This window comes from Pedobacter sp. KBW01 (assembly GCF_003852395.1).
In the GTDB taxonomy this organism is placed as follows: Bacteria; Bacteroidota; Bacteroidia; order Sphingobacteriales; family Sphingobacteriaceae; genus Pedobacter.
Genome location: NZ_QAJQ01000008.1, coordinates 1 through 17,697, shown reverse-complemented (window position 1 = coordinate 17,697; position 17,697 = coordinate 1). Strand labels below are relative to the sequence as shown.

Annotated in this window: 14 protein-coding genes; 2 read left to right on the top strand and 12 right to left on the bottom strand. The window is 39.6% G+C overall.

Annotated elements, in window-relative coordinates:
* Positions 1-221 precede the first annotated feature (221 nt).
* Positions 222-971, top strand: a complete 750-nt coding sequence (locus DBR40_RS09255) for a murein L,D-transpeptidase family protein (RefSeq protein ID WP_124559472.1) — start codon at positions 222-224, stop codon at positions 969-971.
* Positions 972-1,039: 68 nt separating this feature from the next.
* On the opposite strand, the gene fabG is transcribed toward DBR40_RS09255, so the two are convergent.
* The 12 genes from fabG to sucD all read right to left on the bottom strand — a co-directional run bounded on the left by fabG (position 1,040) and on the right by sucD (position 16,709).
* Positions 1,040-1,783, bottom strand: a complete 744-nt coding sequence (fabG, locus tag DBR40_RS09250; RefSeq protein ID WP_124559471.1) for a 3-oxoacyl-[acyl-carrier-protein] reductase — start codon at positions 1,781-1,783, stop codon at positions 1,040-1,042.
* Positions 1,784-1,871: 88 nt separating this feature from the next.
* Positions 1,872-2,948: an agmatine/peptidylarginine deiminase gene (locus tag DBR40_RS09245; protein WP_124559470.1), complete on the bottom strand. Its 1,077-nt coding sequence runs from the start codon at positions 2,946-2,948 to the stop codon at positions 1,872-1,874.
* 159 nt (positions 2,949-3,107) lie between these two features.
* Positions 3,108-3,983 carry a carbon-nitrogen hydrolase gene (locus DBR40_RS09240; protein ID WP_124559469.1) on the bottom strand — a complete coding sequence of 292 codons (876 nt, stop codon included), beginning with the start codon at positions 3,981-3,983 and terminating at the stop codon, positions 3,108-3,110.
* Between the two features lie 388 nt (positions 3,984-4,371).
* Positions 4,372-6,336: an SPFH domain-containing protein gene (locus DBR40_RS09235; RefSeq protein WP_124559468.1), complete on the bottom strand. Its 1,965-nt coding sequence runs from the start codon at positions 6,334-6,336 to the stop codon at positions 4,372-4,374.
* 388 nt (positions 6,337-6,724) lie between these two features.
* Positions 6,725-6,946, bottom strand: coding sequence for a cysteine-rich CWC family protein (locus DBR40_RS09230; protein WP_124559467.1), 222 nt, complete (start codon positions 6,944-6,946; stop codon positions 6,725-6,727).
* A 172-nt stretch (positions 6,947-7,118) separates the two neighbouring features.
* Positions 7,119-8,498 (bottom strand): TlpA family protein disulfide reductase, encoded by a 1,380-nt coding sequence (locus tag DBR40_RS09225; RefSeq protein ID WP_124559466.1) that lies wholly within the window; start codon positions 8,496-8,498, stop codon positions 7,119-7,121.
* Between the two features lie 239 nt (positions 8,499-8,737).
* A complete protein-coding gene (locus tag DBR40_RS09220) occupies positions 8,738-11,122 on the bottom strand; it encodes a ribonucleoside-diphosphate reductase subunit alpha (protein ID WP_124559465.1) in 2,385 nt (794 codons plus the stop codon).
* 162 nt (positions 11,123-11,284) lie between these two features.
* Positions 11,285-12,256, bottom strand: a complete 972-nt coding sequence (locus DBR40_RS09215; protein WP_124559464.1) for a ribonucleoside-diphosphate reductase small subunit — start codon at positions 12,254-12,256, stop codon at positions 11,285-11,287.
* A 453-nt stretch (positions 12,257-12,709) separates the two neighbouring features.
* On the bottom strand, positions 12,710-13,093 hold the full coding sequence (locus DBR40_RS09210; protein WP_124559463.1) for a septal ring lytic transglycosylase RlpA family protein: 384 nt from the start codon (positions 13,091-13,093) through the stop codon (positions 12,710-12,712).
* Between the two features lie 194 nt (positions 13,094-13,287).
* Complete coding sequence (locus DBR40_RS09205; RefSeq protein WP_124559462.1) at positions 13,288-14,844, bottom strand: arylsulfatase; 1,557 nt, start codon at positions 14,842-14,844, stop codon at positions 13,288-13,290.
* Between the two features lie 176 nt (positions 14,845-15,020).
* Positions 15,021-15,524, bottom strand: a complete 504-nt coding sequence (locus DBR40_RS09200) for a methionine-R-sulfoxide reductase (protein ID WP_124559461.1) — start codon at positions 15,522-15,524, stop codon at positions 15,021-15,023.
* A gap of 312 nt (positions 15,525-15,836) precedes the next feature.
* A complete protein-coding gene (gene sucD, locus DBR40_RS09195) occupies positions 15,837-16,709 on the bottom strand; it encodes a succinate--CoA ligase subunit alpha (RefSeq protein ID WP_039479954.1) in 873 nt (290 codons plus the stop codon).
* Positions 16,710-17,234: 525 nt separating this feature from the next.
* Here sucD and DBR40_RS09190 point away from each other — a divergent pair.
* Positions 17,235-17,657 carry a cupin domain-containing protein gene (locus tag DBR40_RS09190; RefSeq protein WP_124559460.1) on the top strand — a complete coding sequence of 141 codons (423 nt, stop codon included), beginning with the start codon at positions 17,235-17,237 and terminating at the stop codon, positions 17,655-17,657.
* Positions 17,658-17,697: the final 40 nt, after the last annotated feature.

The window sequence follows — 17,697 nt, the reverse complement described above, 5'->3', positions numbered from 1 at the left end:
ATTTGGTTAAATTTTCAAGGCCAATTAACAGCAAAGTGCCCAAAGAATTTACGTAAGGTTAAGATCGTAAATTTGTTTACCATAGAGAACACTAAGATTTGCACCGGAGAGCACAGCGTTTAAAGTATATAATTAAGTCATTCTGTGATCTCCGTACCAAGCAACAAAAAAACGCTATGGCCTCTGTGGTTAAATACCTATTTTTAACCAAATCAATCTTTATGAAATTAATCTGTTTAATGTTTTTGCTATCTCTAAGCCTTATGGTTAATGCCCAAAACAATTTTAAAGCAACACAAATTAAATTTGAAAGAGTAGAAAAAGCGTATAATGAAAAATGGGAAACATTGAAAAAATTTGTTCGCGCTGATGGTTATGGTGACCAATTTTCGATGGTAATTAACGCCTACAAAAGTGAAGGTAAATTAGAAGTTTGGCTAAAGGCTAATACCGATAAAGGCTATAAATTATTCCGTACGTACGATTTTTGCGCGCATTCGGGTACACTTGGCCCAAAAGTAATTGAGGGAGACGGGCAAACCCCTGAAGGATTTTATTACATCAATGTTTTCAACCCAATGAGCAATTTTCACTTGTCATTAGGCGTAAATTATCCAAATAGTGTTGATAAATTAAGAACAGGCAAAGACCGTAAAACAGGCGGCGATATCTACATCCACGGCAATTGCGTAACTGTTGGTTGCATTCCTTTAACAGACGAAAAGATTAAAGAAGTTTACGTTTTGGGAGTGGAGGCGCGCAATGCCGGACAAGAAAAAATCCCTGTGAACATCTATCCTTTCAAAATGACCGACGCGAATATGAAAAAGTACATTGTCCAGTTCCCTACGCAGGCAAACTTTTGGAAATCATTACAGGTGGGGTATTTAGCTTTTGAGAAGAATAAATACCTTGCGGAGATTAAGGAAGTTAAAGGACAATACCTAGTAACGAAAGAAGTCAAGTTTTAAAAAACTTGACTTCTTTAATGTTTTTATGCGACTGGAAGAAACCTTCCACCTTATACCTTCAATCTCTCTTAAAGCATCCCTCCGCAAACCGATAAAGTTTGTCCGGTTACGTAAGCGCTCATATCTGAAGCTAAAAACACGCAAACATTGGCAATATCTTCAGTTTCACCTGCACGTTTTAAAGGAATATCTTTTTCCCAGCCTTCAACCACTTTAGGATCTAAAACCTCAGTCATTTCGGTACGGATAAAACCCGGAGCAACCACGTTGGCGCGGATATTTCTAGAGCCTAACTCCTTAGCTACTGATTTGGTAAAGCCAATGATACCAGCTTTAGATGCCGCATAATTAGCCTGACCAGCATTACCTGTTACACCAACAACTGAACTCATGTTAATGAAAACACCTTTACGCGCTTTCATCATCACTTTAGAAGCTGCTTTAGTTACATTGAAGATCGATTTTAAGTTGATGTTGATTACATCATCCCAGTTCTCTTCACTCATACGCATTAACAAGCCATCTTTGGTAATACCCGCATTGTTTACTACAATATCAATTGTACCAAATTCTGCCACGATATCATTGATCAACTGCTCAGCCTCATCAAATTTAGATGCATCAGAGCGGTAACCTTTAACTTTAGTGCCAAAGCTTTGCAATTCCTGCTCCAAAGCCTGTCCTTTTTCTACTGACGATAAATAGGTGAATGCTACATTAGCACCTTGCTCTGCAAATTTCTCCGCTATTTTACGGCCAATTCCTTTTGATGCGCCGGTAATTAATGCTGTTTTTCCTTCTAGTAATTTCATTATGAAATATTGTAAAGTTGAAATGTTTTAATGTTGTAAAGTTAATACTAATAAGTTAATACGGAAGTGCAGGCTGAAAACCCCGAACTTATACAGCTGGCTCTTGCTGGCTCAGGCAATGAAAACTACCCAAACCCCAGATAATATCTACCGAATTGATACCAATTACCTTACGATCTGGAAAACAGCCCTGAATAATACCCAAAGCCTTTTGGTCATTCACATCGTCAAAAACCGGAACAATTACCGCCGCATTGGCAATGTAAAAGTTTGCATAAGATGCTGGTAAGCGGGTATCGTCATAAATTACTGGTGACGGCATTGGCAATTCAACAATGTTTAACGCACGACCATCTTTCAGTTTCATTGCTTTTAAAGCTTCCAGGTTTTCCTGTAACAGCACGTAGTTTTCATCAAGTGGATTACTTTCTACAACGGTTAAAACGGTATCTTCGTTTACGAAACGGGTAATATCATCAATGTGGCCATCGGTATCATCGCCCACAATACCATCTCCTAACCATAACACCTGCTCCTGACCATAATATTCCAACAAATATTGTTCTATCTGCTCTTTTGTTAGGTGGGGATTGCGGTTTTTGTTGAGCAGGCAAGCTGTAGTGGTTAAAACTGTACCTGCACCATTAAATTCTACCGAGCCACCTTCCATTACAATATCTGGAAGAAATAATGGCAGCTCAAAATATTTCGCAATTTTAGTGGGTACCACATCATCTTGATCAAACGGTGGATATTTACCGCCCCAGGCATTGTAACCCCAATCTACTACAGCCTTTTCATTTGCTTTTAACACAAATGCAGGGCCATGATCGCGGCACCAGGCATCGTTGGTTTCGTTAAAATAAAATTCTATCTGTGTTAAATCGGCATCTACTTTTTTAAGTTCTGCAATTGCAAAAGCTTTCATTTCTTCATCTTTTACATTGATCCGAACCTTTTCGCCTTCGGCAACAGCTTTAATAAACTGGCAGTAAGGCGCATAAATGGTTTCGATTTTTCCGGGCCATGAAGCCTCTTTATGCGGCCAGCTTAACCAGGTAGCCTCATGCTTAGCCCATTCGGCAGGGAATGAATAACCTTGCTGCTTGGGAGAATAATCGAATTGATTAATATTTAGTTCTTTTCTTGGCGGAAAATTTGACATTCGTTTAGTCTTATAATTTAAAGGTGTCACATTGGATGGTCGTCATCTTGACTGGAACGCAGTGGAATGGAGAGATCTCTGATAGATTTCTCGGCTGCGTTGCACTTCGCTCTAAATGACGATTTCCTAGCTTTAAGCTTTGGTCTTTAACCTTTAAGCCTAGTCGCCGTCAATATATCTTTTAGTAATCGGCTGATACGAATCGATTCTTCTGTCTCTTAAAAAAGGCCAGTGTTTACGGAAGAAATCAGATTCCGATAAATCCAGTTCTACTACTTCTGTTTCTTCTAAATCGTGAGAACATAAATAGAGCAGTTTACCCTGCGCGTTTGTAGCAAAACTACCTCCCCAGAATTTCATTGCACCATCTTGCTCAAAACCTACACGGTTTACACTTACTACCGGAACACCATTGGCCACTGCGTGCGAGCGCTGAATGGTTTGCCATGCATTGTATTGGTCCTGATTGGTTTCTTCATCCTGATCGGTAGCCCAGCCAATTGCGGTTGGATAGAACATGATATCTGCTCCCATTAACGCAGTGATGCGCGATGCTTCAGGATACCATTGATCCCAACAAATCAAAATACCGATTTTAGCAAATTTGGTTTCGAAAACCTTGTAGCCTAAATCACCTGGTGTAAAATAAAATTTCTCGTAAAAAGCAGGATCGTCAGGAATATGCATTTTTCGATATTTACCCAAATATGAGCCATCGGCATCTAAAACAGCAGTAGTGTTGTGGTACAAGCCTTCAGCACGTTTTTCGAACAGGGAAGCAATAATTACCACACCCAGTTCTTTGGCAACTACCTGCAAGGCATCAGTCGATGGACCAGGAATAGCCTCTGCCAGATCAAAATTGTCATAGTCTTCAACATCGCAGAAATACAACGAAGTGAAAAGCTCCTGCAAACACACAATTTGTGCACCTTTTGCGGCGGCTTCCCTTACTTTTGTAATCGCTTTATCTAAATTTTCCTGCTTATCTTTAGTACAGGTCATCTGCACCAGGCCAACTTTTACCTTCTTCATTTTTTAAAATTATTGGATGAGAGAATGAGAGAATGAATGCTTTGCATTATCCATTCAACCATTCAAAATTCTATCATTCTAAATCGGCTGCAAAGTTACTAAAAAGGTTTAAGGTATAAAGGTAGCGGGTGTAAGGTTTGTATAAAAATTTGAGAAAAGCAAAGGTTGTATTGGAATAATTGTTAGTTGACTATTAGTGATAGATTAAATAAAAAGTGTCGTCATCTCGAGCGGAGTGCAACGCAGCCGAGAGATCTATCCAAGTAGATTTCTCCGTTCTGCTGCGCTTCAGTTGAAATGACGATGACTTAGGGGAGAGGTTGCAAACGATAATAAAACAAAAAGTCCCAACTTGTGTCGGGACTTTTCATTCTATTTTAAAACCAAATTAAGGATTAATGTTATCCCTTTTAGGTTTAGTTTTGGTTTCCACAATTTCTGCTACGGCAACCACTTCCTTACGTTTTTCCGGATCCATTAACTCCATCAGTTTAAGTCCCAGCAAGCCATCCATGGCCGAACCACCGGCATTTGCATTTCCACCAATTAATACATCAGGGATCAGTTTTACATTACCTTTTGATAACTCTTCGGTAATTTTATAACGGGTGAAATTTTCACCTCCCAGAGCCTTAACCGCAAGCTCGTAAGCCTCTGCTGTAGATTTACCCACTGCTAAAATTTTACCTGCTTCGGCGCTACCTGTTAACGAAATCTGCTCTGCCTCGGCCGATGCACGTAACTTAATCGCTTCCGAATCAGCCTGTGCCCTAGCTTTTGTGGCCTCAGCTTCGGCGTGCGCACGCATTTTGGTAGCCTCGGCCTCTGCACCAACAGCCAGTTTTACCCCTGCTGCATCACCTTCCGATTTTTTAACCGTAGCACTTGCGGTTCGTTCGGCAATTTCAACGCTTTGTTGTGCTTTCACAATATCCTTCTGCATATCGGCAATAGCAGTTTCTTTTTCCATCCCCTGACGCGTTTCCTGTGCCTGCTTTTGCGTTTCGTAAGTTACCTTCTGCTCTTCGGCTATTTTACGGTCGGTTAAGGTTTTCATTAACGATTCTGGTGGCACAATATCACCAATCAAAGTATCAACCGCATTCACATTATACTCATCAAGCACCTTGCGGATATGTTCTTTTGCCGATTCCTGACGTTCTTTACGGGTACTCAGGAACGCAATTACATCGCTGCCCTGAGCCGAGTTGCGGAAATAGTTACCAATAGTTGGCTCTAATACCTGCGAAACCAGGTTAACCATGTTACCAAAACGGGCAATTACTTTTGGCGCTTCTGTTGTAGGAACGTGAATGATTTGCGCCACATCCAGATTAAAAGGGAAACCATCTCTCGAACGCACTGTTATAGTTGATAAATTTTTATCCAGGTTATGCGCCTCGCTGCGTGCCGATGCCCAGTTTAACACCAAATTGGTTGTGGGTACCAGCTCTACCTTCATAATGTATTTATTAATCGGGTATTTACCGGGACCAAGCGGCTCTAACCAAACCCCTTTCGATCCCTTGCCCACAATATTCCCGTGTTTAAAATCGGCTCCGGTTAAATCATTGCCATCAGTACCAATAAACGAAATAACTACTCCAACATAACCTATGGCAATTTCAGTCATCGGGATTTCTTCCAGCTGGATGGCCCATGGATTGAGGTTATAAGAACCTGCCAAAATTACCTGCGGCTGTAAACCACGATTACCGCCTTGTTTAATAAAGGCATCAAAATCCTGGAAGTTATTGTGTCCTTCTACCAGTTTACCTGCAATCTGGTTGGCTTCGATCGGTAAACCATCCAGGGTTGTTACAATGCCTACCATACTTTCCTGAATGCGGATCATATCGGTAACCGAAACCTGAAACAACATGGTATTGATACGGTACGAACCAGAAGTGATATAGGACGTTTGCCTACCTCGCTGCCCGCCGTTTTCGAGAAACTTAACCGCATCCTGAAAGTTATCAGACTCTACTTTCTGCCCCAAAATATTCCCTGTTGGGATCTCTGCCCCATCTTTGGCCATAATGAGGCCGATTTTACCTTCGGGAATAACGGTAAATTGCTCCATGGTTACGCTGTATTGCCAAAACCACATCCCGAAATATAATCCCGGCGCCAGGGTTTTTCCCTGAAAACCAGCTTCGCCTTTAATGGCGATAATGCGCCCGTCGGGCAGCTCCCGATCCGATCCGAAGAGCACAAATTTTTTGGTAATTAATCCAATCTTGTCTTCGGGTACGATGACCATCCCGAATAGGAAACGTAAAATATATTTGTATAAAACTAAGCACAACAGTGCCACTAAAACCCACCAGTAATTTGAAATGAGCGATTCCATAATTTATATGATTTTTATTGTTTTTAAGCCTAATAAACCATTTATTAAGCATGCTATTGACAACAAATTATGTACATTGTTACCAGATTTAACACTTATTTTTAAGAAATTTTTAATTGCTTTTAAGGCCTGAAAGAAGCCTTCAGTAACGCGATCTCAGAAGTACAAACTGCAGATGACATTTTTAGGATTCTTGCATCTGAATGTTTATAAACGATTAAAAACAGGCATTTTTGTTTTACTGAATATTCGCGAAAATTTTAATTGTACTATTTACAATTAATAAAGCACAGCCGTCCTTTTTTTGACCTATCTGAATTGACCAGATTGGAGTACACCCATATTAGATTTGTTTACTTTTTCTACGAAGGGCAGGAAAGCAATAAGATTAAGCGCCTATTTCTTCACGGTATTCCTGTTGTAATTCAAACAGGCATTTGGCACATAAACAACCATCATACAGCTCAGAAATATGCTGCACTTCGTTTATACTGAGTTGTACTACGCTACACTGACATTTGGTGTAAGCATTGGCCTTGCACTCAATAGCCGATCCGCATCTTTCACAAGAAATGATTTCGTGTTTGGCGCTATGGATGTGTGCAGACATTTTTAAGGTTTCATTGTTTGCTAGTTCATTTGTTCAGTAGTCATTACTGTATGGCAATTGAGTACTAATGAACCAATTCCTAATGAATTATTGAACTAAAAGCAAAAGTAAGGACAAAAAATAAGGTTTTGAGCTTTTACCCAAAACCTTACGTTACAATTGCTTTTAAATTTTATTTTGCTGCAAGCTTATCTAGCTCTTCATAGACCTCGCCAGGCCTATTTGCATTTTTATTGATTAACGTACCATCTTTTCCAATGATCACGTAACGGGGAACGCCTCTTATTTCAAACAAATCATTAGCTTCTGAGATCTGGTCTGGGGTTAACAAATAATGCTCCCCCTCAATTTTAAGTTCTTGTTGAGCAGCCAACCATTTATCTTGAACATCCTTATAGCCAAAATAGACAAATACGATATCTCTTCCTTTTAGTTTCTCCCTCAACCTGGCTGCGTTAGGCATCTCCGCACGACAAGGAGCACACCAACTTCCCCAAAAGTCCAAATAGATTAGCTTGCCTTTATATTTATTCAAAATCTGGTTTAAGCTACTGGCCTGGCTAATGTTTTCTTTTATTCTATTGCTCATTTGGCCTAATTGGGCATTTCTGGAATCTATAACTAACTTTAATAGTTCTTTGTCTTTTACACAGGCATTAAACTGATTAAAAATCGCATTGTATGAACTATCATTTCTCAATGTCGCAAAGCTTACCATTATGCGTGTAAGCGCAACTGATCTGGTTACTTCATTAAAGTCCGTTTCATTTACAAAGGCTATAAATTTGATCCCATCAATAGGATAGCTTAGCCCATTAAATTCGTAATGCATGTAATACGCTAAAAGATAATTGTATTCGATACAATTTTTGGCTGCATAATCGTCATTACCCAATTGTGCAGTAATGAGTTTAAATGCTGTGGGGTCTGTTATTTGCCTTTTTCCCCTTACCCATTCTATAGCATTATTATAAGGACTATATTTATAAGTTGCTTTCAGCCAATGGTAATAATCATTTGTTAGTTTGAAAGATTTCATATATTCTCCCAACATCTTTAAGTCATATCGAGACACCTCTTCCTGTAACTTTATATACTCCAAGACATCTAGTTTAGCTGTTCTAGCTGCGTAAGTTTCTGATGGATACTTTTCTCGGTTCTTTTTAAGATAATAACCAAAATAATTGAAATTGGCTGCATGAGGTCCTGTTGCTGTCGTGCCCATCATTAAGCCATCCTCTTTGGCATCTATTAAAATGTTTACATTTTCATTCGGGATAAGTACGAATACATCATAACGGTCGCTGCCGATTTCTACCAACCATTTTGAGATCGTTTCAACAGGCAAAACAATATCGAATTTACCTTGACCATTTAATTTTGCCTTGTATCTTTTATCTGATCTGATACCTGTTATTATTGAAGCATCGTGGCGCATAAAGGTAATGGTACTTTCTTTTGAGTTAATTACCGTACCCGTTAGTCTTAGGTCTTGTGAAAAGGCTGGTTTTATAAAAAAAAATAAGCAAATAATCGTGAGGTATTTCTTCATAGCGTTGTAATTTGCAACAAGGTAAGTAATACCAGAAAGGTGATAAAATGATTTAACAAGGCTTAACAACTTTAACTTTTCTTAACAAAAAAGGTTCTGAACTTTCGTTCAAAACCTTTTTTGTAATTATATCTTAAAGATCACTTCAGCTCTCACTAATCCGACCTCAGCAATGACGAACAAGATTAGCAAGCTTTTTGCTTTAGTCTTTCTGCTTTTGCTTTTAAAGACCCTCTGCCTTAACCTGAACAGCTAATGCAACCTTCTTCCATCGAACAAACTGGTCCATCGATGATTTCTTCTGCAACCTGATCTTGTGTCATTTCAGCAGGAATAACCGCTTCAATTGCTTTACCGCCCTGATTCTCCACTGTGAATTTAACAGCTTGCGAAGCAGCCTGAGTACGTAGATAGTACATACCGGTTTTCAAACCTTTCTCCCATGCATAGAAGTGCATTGAAGTTAATTTTGAAGTGTTCGGTGCGTTTACGAACAGGTTTAACGATTGCGACTGACAGATATAGGCACCGCGATCGGCAGCCATATCGATGATGTTACGCATCTTAATTTCCCAAACAGTTTTGTATAGATCTTTAATGTAATCAGGAATTTCTGCAATTGCCTGGATTGAACCGTTGGCCAATATGATTTTGTTTTTCATATCGTTGTTCCATAAGCCCAAGGCTACTAAATCTTTCAATAAGTGTTTATTTACTACCACAAACTCTCCACTCAATACACGACGGGTGTAAATGTTTGAAGTGTAAGGCTCGAAACACTCGTTGTTACCTAAAATCTGCGAAGTAGATGCAGTTGGCATTGGTGCAACCAATAAAGAGTTGTACACACCATCCTTAACTACTTTTTTGCGCAATGCATCCCAATTCCAACGGCCGCTATCTGGTGTTACATTCCACAAATCGAACTGGAATTTACCTTTTGACAATGGTGAACCTTTAAATGTTTGGTAAGGACCATGTTTTACAGCTAAATCGTGTGAAGCCGTCATCGAAGCAAAATAAATCGTTTCGAAGATATCTTTATTTAAACGTTTGGCCTCATCACTTTCGAAAGGTAAACGCAATAAGATAAAGGCATCAGCTAATCCTTGTACACCTAAACCAACGGGACGATGGCGCATGTTAGAGTTTTCAGCTTCCTGAACTGGGTAATAGTTATGATCGATGATCTTGTTCAGGTTTAAAGTAGCCTGATAAGTTACATCGTATAATTTTTGGTGATCGAAAGCACCGTTAATTACGAAACGAGGTAATGCCAGTGAAGCTAAGTTACAAACTGCAACTTCATCTTTAGAGGTATACTCGATAATTTCGGTACACAGGTTAGAACTCTTAATGGTACCTAAATTTTGCTGGTTGGATTTGCTGTTCGCTGCATCTTTAAACAACATGTAAGGTGTACCAGTTTCAATCTGCGAATCTAAAATAGCAAACCAAAGCTCTTGTGCCTTAACCGTTTTACGGCCACGGCCTTCTGCTTCGTATTTAGCATATAAATCTTCAAATTCTTTACCGAAACAATCTGCTAAACCTGGTGCTTCGTGCGGACAGAACAAGGTCCAATCGCCATTATCTTTAACACGTTGCATAAACAAATCGTTGATCCAAAGTGCATAGAATAAATCGCGCGCACGCATTTCTTCTTTACCATGGTTTTTACGCAAATCTAAAAATTCGAAAACATCAGCATGCCAAGGCTCTAAATAGATTGCGAAAGCTCCTTTACGTTTACCTCCACCCTGATCTACATAACGGGCAGTATCGTTAAATACGCGTAACATTGGGATAATACCGTTACTTGTACCGTTGGTACCGCCAATATATGAACCAGTTGCACGGATGTTGTGAATACTTAAACCAATACCGCCAGCGCTTTGCGAAATCTTAGCAGTTTGTTTTAAAGTATCGTAAATACCTTCAATACTGTCATCCTGCATGGTTAGCAAGAAACATGACGACATTTGAGGTTTTGGTGTAGCCGCATTGAATAAGGTTGGTGTAGCATGTGTAAACCAACGCTCGCTCATTAAGTTATAGGTTTTAATTGCGCTTTCGATATCTTCTTTGTGGATACCAACAGAAACACGCATGAACAAATGCTGAGGGCGCTCAACAATCTGACCGTTAACTTTTAAAAGGTAAGATTTTTCTAAAGTTTTAAAACCGAAATAATCGAAACCGAAATCGCGGTCGTAAATGATAGAACTATCTAAAATATCCTTGTTTTTTTCAATAATCTCATAAACATCATCAGCGATAAGAGGTGCCTCTTTCTGCGCTTTCGGGTCGAAATATTCGTACAACATTTTCATCGTACCCGAGAATGATTTAGTAGTGTTTTTATGCAGGTTAGAAACCGCGATACGCGAGGCTAACAAAGCATAGTCAGGGTGTTTGGTAGTTAACGATGCGGCTGTCTCTGCAGCAAGGTTATCCAACTCCGAGGTAGTTACCCCATCGTATAAGCCTTCGATTACCTTTTTGGCAACATCGATCGGATCTACAAGATCTGAATTTAAACCATAGCAAAGTTTTTGAATACGTGCTGTGATTTTGTCAAATTGCACCGGCTCTTTCCGGCCATCTCTTTTTAGTACGAACATATTTTATGAGATTTAAGTTTTGTTACTGAGTGAATGAGTGAGTTTCGAATGAGAGAATATTAATTACCCCTCCTTACTCCTACCACAATTCATTATTTTATTTATTTCAATTGATGGACGGAGCATTCACCCATTCCATCATTCTCTAATTCAAAATTCTACCTAGAAGTCTTCATCTAAAGAAAACGCCTGGGCTTTGTTATCGGCAGAGGTTAATACACCACTTTTCTGATAATCGCCAACACGTTTTTCGAAGAAGTTGGTTTTACCCTGAAGCGAAATCATTTCCATAAAATCGAAAGGATTGGTTGCATTGTATATTTTTTTGTAACCTAATTCCTGTAACCACCTATCGGCCACAAACTCAATGTACTGGCTCATTAATTTTGCATTCATACCAATTAAGGCAACCGGCAATGCATCGGTAATGAATTCTTTTTCAATTTCTACTGCATCACTGATAATAGAGTGAACTTGTTCTTCGCTCAACTTATTGCTCAACATGCTGTACAACAAGCAGGCAAATTCGCAGTGAGAACCTTCATCTCTCGAGATCAGCTCGTTACTAAAGGTCAAGCCTGGCATTAAACCACGTTTCTTTAACCAGAAAATAGAACAAAAACTTCCGCTGAAGAAAATACCTTCAACCGCAGCAAAAGCCACTAAACGTTCGGCAAAAGTTCCGTTTTCAATCCAGCGTAATGCCCATTCAGCCTTTCTTTTTACAGCCGGAACGGTATCGATAGCATGGAATAAACGATCTTTTTCTTCCGGATCCTTAATATATGTATCAATTAACAGCGCATAGGTTTCGGCATGAATGTTTTCCATCATAATCTGGAAACCATAAAAGCAACGTGCTTCGGGCAATTGAACCTCGCTCATGAAGTTTACCGCAAGGTTTTCGTTTACAATACCATCACTAGCAGAAAAGAAAGCAAGAATATGAGAAATGAAATGTCTTTCGCCATCATTTAAATTATCCCAGTGTTTCTGGTCGTCAGAAAGATCAATCTCTTCTGCTGTCCAAAAACTAGCTTCGGTCTTTTTATACATTTCCCAGATTGCCGGATACTTAATTGGCAAAAGCACAAATCTGTCTTTGTTTTCTTGTAGTAATAATTCCTGTTCCATACGCTGATGTTTTTAAATCTAATTTTTAACAGAGCCGACAAAGGCACGCATCCATCAATTTTATATGATGATTGTAATGTCTTTTATCAAAACGCTGTAGTGAAAGTGCTAACCCTATTACCTGGCAACAACTTGGTTTTTAGTTCGGAAAATTTAAAATTGCAATCTGAGAGATATACGCATAAATTACTAAAAACTAAGCTTTTATATTTGTTTTCAAGTGCAAGAAGTTAAAGAACTTTGTTATAACAAATATATATACGGTGGCCCTTTTTAGTGAACCAAAGTTGTTAACACCCTGCCCTGATGCTGGGGAAAAACGATCAGCCTAATATCATTTTCAAGCCAAAAAAAAGCTAATTGTTTCTTTTAAAGGGTTTAACAAACAAAAAAGAGTGTTAATAACTTAAATTTGAGGGGTGTTTTAAGCTCAAAATAGAGCTAAAAAGAGTACTACTCAACAGTATAACTGAGGTTAACTTTAGCAATGCCTTTACGGTAGATACCAATCTGTTTAGCAGCGCGTTCTGACAAATCTATAGCCAATCTTTTAGAGAAAGGACCACGATCATTTACCTTTACAATTACCGATTTTCCGTTAACGGGGTTGGTTACGGTAACCAGTGTACCAAATGGGAGAGTACGATGTGCGGCAGTGAGTTTTTTTGATCTATAGCGGGCTCCGCTCGTGGTGCGGTGGCCTTCAAATTTTCTGTGGTAATAAGTGGCGAGAACTGTTTTTTTAGTACTGTCCGTTTCATTTACTGATGACGCGGAATCTTGTGCATTACTGTGTAAAAACAAGAACAAACTACTTAATAACAGAAGATACTTCATAGGCTAAAATTCTTTATCGAGCCCGCAAATATAAGCATTTAGTTTAAAATGAAGCTGTTAATTGGCTTTTCACCTGTAAACGATGAGCTGTTAACCGAAATACCAGACCAGGATTACAGGTGCGAAATCGCGGCCTAACATTGCGCTAAGTACGATTTTGGGCTGTTGAAAAAAACCTGGTCTGGTGCGGTAATTTATTTCATTTCGCGCTCTAAAACCGGAATTAAAAAGCGTGATAAGGCCGGAGTACGGTGTTCCTGCTTACTGATTTTAATCATTTTTTCGACAATATCCGGATGTTTTGCAGCCAGGTCATTTTCTTCTTTGACATCGTTCTCCAGATTGTACAAAGCCCACTTCGCATTGCCTTTGAGCATATTTAAACGCAGCCCTTTCCAGTTGCCCAAACGGATAGCTTGCTGGCCACCATATTCAGGATATTCGAAATACAAATACGGATGGATGTTTTTCTGCTGCTGTCCCAATAAAGTTGGCAAAATGCTGATCCCGTCGACATCCTTTGGCGTGTTTAAACCAAGTAGATCGCAAAAGGTAGGCATCATATCCATGGTAGAGGCAATCAGATTGCTTGTACTGCCTTGTTTTACCTTACCTGGCCATGAAACTATAAAAGGTTCGCGGATGCCACCTTCGTGCACAAAACCTTTACCCCAGCCAAAATTGCCATTAAATGGTCCGGCACTATTAAAAAAGGCTGGATCTACACCCGCATTAAATGCTACACCGTTATCGGCCGAAAATAAAATGATGGTATTATCGTACACGCCTTTCGCTTTCAATTCATTAATTAATTCACCTACCTGTCTATCCAGCAAAGTTATCATCGCTGCGTAGGTAGCACGGGGATAGCGGCATGGAAAATAAGAGCCATCGCCCAAAAATGGTTTTTCATCGCCAAATTTCTGATGGTAATAAGCTACCAGATCTTTTGGAGCCTGTAATGAAACGTGTGGCAATGGTGTTGGGTAATATAGGAAAAACGGCTTGGCGGCGTTTTTATCGATAAATTTTAAAGCTGCTTTGATCAAAAAATCAGGTGCATAATCTTTCTGCGCATATTTTTCATAATTTTTCTCGTCCAAACTGTCCAGTTCTTTAGGGAAAGTCACTGTAGGTGCCTGTATTTTATTGTCTAAAGGTACCCTGTTTTCGTTTTCCCACAGGTGACCGCTGTAATAAGTATGATCTTGCCGCTGGCAGATATAGCCATAAAAATAATCGAAGCCTTGTTTTGTAGGGAAACCTGTGGTAAACGGAGCGCCTAACCCCCATTTACCCACCATGCCTGTGGTGTAACCAGCGCCTTTTAGCATTTCAGCTAGTGTAACAGTCGAATCGGGTATCGGGTACTGCCCTTCGAGGTAAGGGTTTTCTTCCATGGCCTTAAAATCCCATACCGGCCCACGCTCGCCCCACTCGTGGTTGCCACGGATAAAAGCTTTTCCGGAGTTTTGCCCCGTCATTAAAATATAACGTGATGGCGCACATACCGGATAGGCATAATGCTGGGTAAACTTCATGCCACGTTTGGCTAAAGCATCCAGATTGGGGGTTTCGATTTTGTCCTGCCCGTAACACCCCAACTCACCGTAGCCCATATCATCGGCCAGGATATAAACGATATTTGGTTTTGCCGCTTTTGGTTGAGTAGTTTTTTTAACTGCTTTTTGGGCAAATGCCGAACAAAAGACAAATAAGACAAGGGTTAACAGTAAAATTTGGCGTTTCATTAATCCTGATTTTTTGGTTTGCATTGGTTAGTACCACTAAAATAAGGCATTAAAAAAACTTCTGTATGCTTAAAAACGGGCGCAAACGATTGACCATTTGAATTATTACAAAACGCCATAAAAAAAGGTGTACAGCTCATTGCCGTACACCTCTACCTAACCCTACTATACCCACCTTATTTCTTATCGGGCACAAAATTCATGGAAATCGAGTTTACACAATGACGGGTGTCTTTATTGGTAAAGCCTTCTCCCAAAAATACGTGACCTAAGTGTGCGCCACAATTGGCACAAACAATTTCTGTACGCGATCCATCTGCATCAGGAATGCGTTTTACAGCACCTTTAATTTCATCGTCGAATGCTGGCCAACCGCAGTGCGCATCGAACTTGCTTTCTGAGCGATACAAGGCCGCATTGCAGCGTTTGCAGGTATAGGTTCCTTTATCTGTGGTATGCTCGTATTTGCCTGTTCCCGGATATTCAGTGCCTTTATTTACAATCACTCTTTCTTCTTCGGGTGTTAATGGATTCCAGTTCATTTTTTTCTTGGGTATAATTTGTTCTGTTTCCTTTGCCTGTTTTGCTTCTTTCTTATCCTGTTTTTGTGCACAGGCCGAAAGCCCTGTAATCAAAACAACAGCCGAAACTAAAAATAGTTTATTTAACATCGTTCTCATGTTACAATATACGTTAAAGCTATAGGTTTTGGTTTGCTGTTTCAACTGTTTGTATTAGTGTTTACTTCACCCTGACAAAGCTTGTGGTGACATGTCTACTTACATTATTAACCACCTAAGACACCTAAGTGCATCTGAGTGTTAACAAAAAACGCTACGCTCTTCGTGCCTCTCTTTGTACGCTCAGTAATTATACAATCTCAAACCTAAAACTTTGTGTGCTTTGCGCTCTTTGCTGTTAAAACCAGACAATAAACAAAAAGCGCTCCGAACCTAATCGAAACGCTTTTCTTTATATAAATTTTAAAAATCTTACTTCGCTAATTCTTCTGCCATTGCAGCACCGATTTCAGCAGGACTTTCTACTACACGGATACCACACTCAGCCATAATTTTCATTTTAGCAGCAGCAGTATCATCAGCACCGCCAACAATAGCACCAGCGTGCCCCATTCTACGTCCCGGAGGCGCAGTTTGACCAGCGATGAAACCAACAACAGGTTTAGTACCGTGTTCTTTGATCCAGCGTGCAGCCTCTGCTTCCATTCCACCACCAATTTCACCAATCATGATGATACCGTGTGTTTCAGGGTCGTTCATTAATAATTTAACAGCTTCAACAGTTGGCGTTCCGATAATTGGGTCGCCACCAATACCAATAGCTGTAGTAATACCTAAACCAGCTTTTACAACCTGATCTACGGCTTCGTAAGTTAAAGTTCCAGATTTAGAAACCACACCTACATTACCTTTTTTGAAGATAAAACCTGGCATGATACCAATTTTAGCCTCATCAGCAGTGATAATACCAGGGCAGTTAGGGCCAATCAAAGTAACATCACGATCAGCAATATATTCTTTTACCTGAATCATATCCTTAGTTGGGATACCCTCAGTAATACAAACAATTACTTTAATACCACCTTCGGCAGCTTCCATAATCGCATCAGCAGCAAAAGCCGGTGGTACGAAAATGATCGATACATTTGCTCCCGTCTTATCAACGGCATCTTTAACAGTATTAAAAACAGGCTTATCTAAATGTAATTGCCCACCTTTGCCAGGCGTTACACCACCAACTACGTTTGTACCATACGCCAACATCTGTTCTGCGTGGTAAGTTCCTTCGTTTCCGGTAAAACCCTGAACGATAACCTTAGAATCTTTATTTACTAAAACGCTCATGTATCAATTTTTTTTGTGCAAAGCTAATATTATTGAGTGGAAAGTCAAACCGAAAAGCATATTATTTGCCCCGTTTTTTCAGGAAAATGTAAGGAATTGGTTTATGGCTTCCAAACGCCTGCTATATGTTTTATCCCTGTATATAGCCTGTACTGTTTTTATCGAATTTAGGTACAAAGGATAAATGTCTTTTTGATGCGCTATAAGGAACAAGTCTTTCGGTTGTAAGCCCGACAAGAACAGGCAGCCTCCGGTTTATGCTATCGGAGCTACAGTGGATGGCAGGGCTAAAGGCTTCTTGGAACTACAAATCGCTCATTTCCAAATAAAAAAATATTTCTTTGATTAGGAAATGAACAGTTCATTTCTTTTGGAGGGCTTCAGTCTCGCTCTCCATTCTTTCCGATGAAAAATCGGAACCACTTAGATCGGGTTTAGTAACAAAGTTTAGATGCTTTTGGCAACATCAATGCAAAACACCTAAATTTACGTTTAAAGCTTAAAGCAGATATAAAAACGAACCAAATGAGCAACCATGCATTAGCATTACTATTTTTTACTTTCTTTATTTCTACTGCTGCTAAGGCCCAAACAGCCGATACCACTAAGTATATTTTGCAAAACGATGTTGAAGTAGCCAAAACTGAACCTGGCACACACAATGGAGGTGGCGAAACCATCGGTTTTAATTTCTTCGCACAGGCTAAAAACCTCAAAACCATTTTCAGAAAGCGTATTTTAAAACCGGGCTCTTCCATCGGTTACCACCTGCAAAAAGAAGATGAAATTTATTATGTCATTAGCGGTAAGGGTAAAATGAAAATGAATGGTAAGGTTTTCTCTGTTAAACCAGGTGATGCCATTTTAACAAGGCCGGGCAGCTCGCATGGTATTGAGCCTGATGCGGGTAATGATCTGGTTATTCTGATTGCATATGAGAAGAAATGATATTCTTAAGTCGGAATTACAAATTAGGAGTGTTCGAAAC

Bases quoted from the DNA above. Each gene is read 5' to 3' on its own strand.
- sucD (WP_039479954.1), bottom strand. From the start codon at position 16,709: ATGAGCGTTTTAGTAAATAAAGATTCTAAGGTTATCGTTCAGGGTTTT.
- DBR40_RS09200 (WP_124559461.1), bottom strand. From the start codon at position 15,524: ATGAGAACGATGTTAAATAAACTATTTTTAGTTTCGGCTGTTGTTTTG.
- DBR40_RS09240 (WP_124559469.1), bottom strand. From the start codon at position 3,983: ATGAAGAAGGTAAAAGTTGGCCTGGTGCAGATGACCTGTACTAAAGAT.
- DBR40_RS09235 (WP_124559468.1), bottom strand. From the start codon at position 6,336: ATGGAATCGCTCATTTCAAATTACTGGTGGGTTTTAGTGGCACTGTTG.
- DBR40_RS09210 (WP_124559463.1), bottom strand. From the start codon at position 13,093: ATGAAGTATCTTCTGTTATTAAGTAGTTTGTTCTTGTTTTTACACAGT.
- fabG (WP_124559471.1), bottom strand. From the start codon at position 1,783: ATGAAATTACTAGAAGGAAAAACAGCATTAATTACCGGCGCATCAAAA.
- DBR40_RS09220 (WP_124559465.1), bottom strand. From the start codon at position 11,122: ATGTTCGTACTAAAAAGAGATGGCCGGAAAGAGCCGGTGCAATTTGAC.
- DBR40_RS09205 (WP_124559462.1), bottom strand. From the start codon at position 14,844: ATGAAACGCCAAATTTTACTGTTAACCCTTGTCTTATTTGTCTTTTGT.
- DBR40_RS09190 (WP_124559460.1), top strand. From the start codon at position 17,235: ATGAGCAACCATGCATTAGCATTACTATTTTTTACTTTCTTTATTTCT.
- DBR40_RS09225 (WP_124559466.1), bottom strand. From the start codon at position 8,498: ATGAAGAAATACCTCACGATTATTTGCTTATTTTTTTTTATAAAACCA.
- DBR40_RS09215 (WP_124559464.1), bottom strand. From the start codon at position 12,256: ATGGAACAGGAATTATTACTACAAGAAAACAAAGACAGATTTGTGCTT.
- DBR40_RS09255 (WP_124559472.1), top strand. From the start codon at position 222: ATGAAATTAATCTGTTTAATGTTTTTGCTATCTCTAAGCCTTATGGTT.
- DBR40_RS09230 (WP_124559467.1), bottom strand. From the start codon at position 6,946: ATGTCTGCACACATCCATAGCGCCAAACACGAAATCATTTCTTGTGAA.
- DBR40_RS09245 (WP_124559470.1), bottom strand. From the start codon at position 2,948: ATGTCAAATTTTCCGCCAAGAAAAGAACTAAATATTAATCAATTCGAT.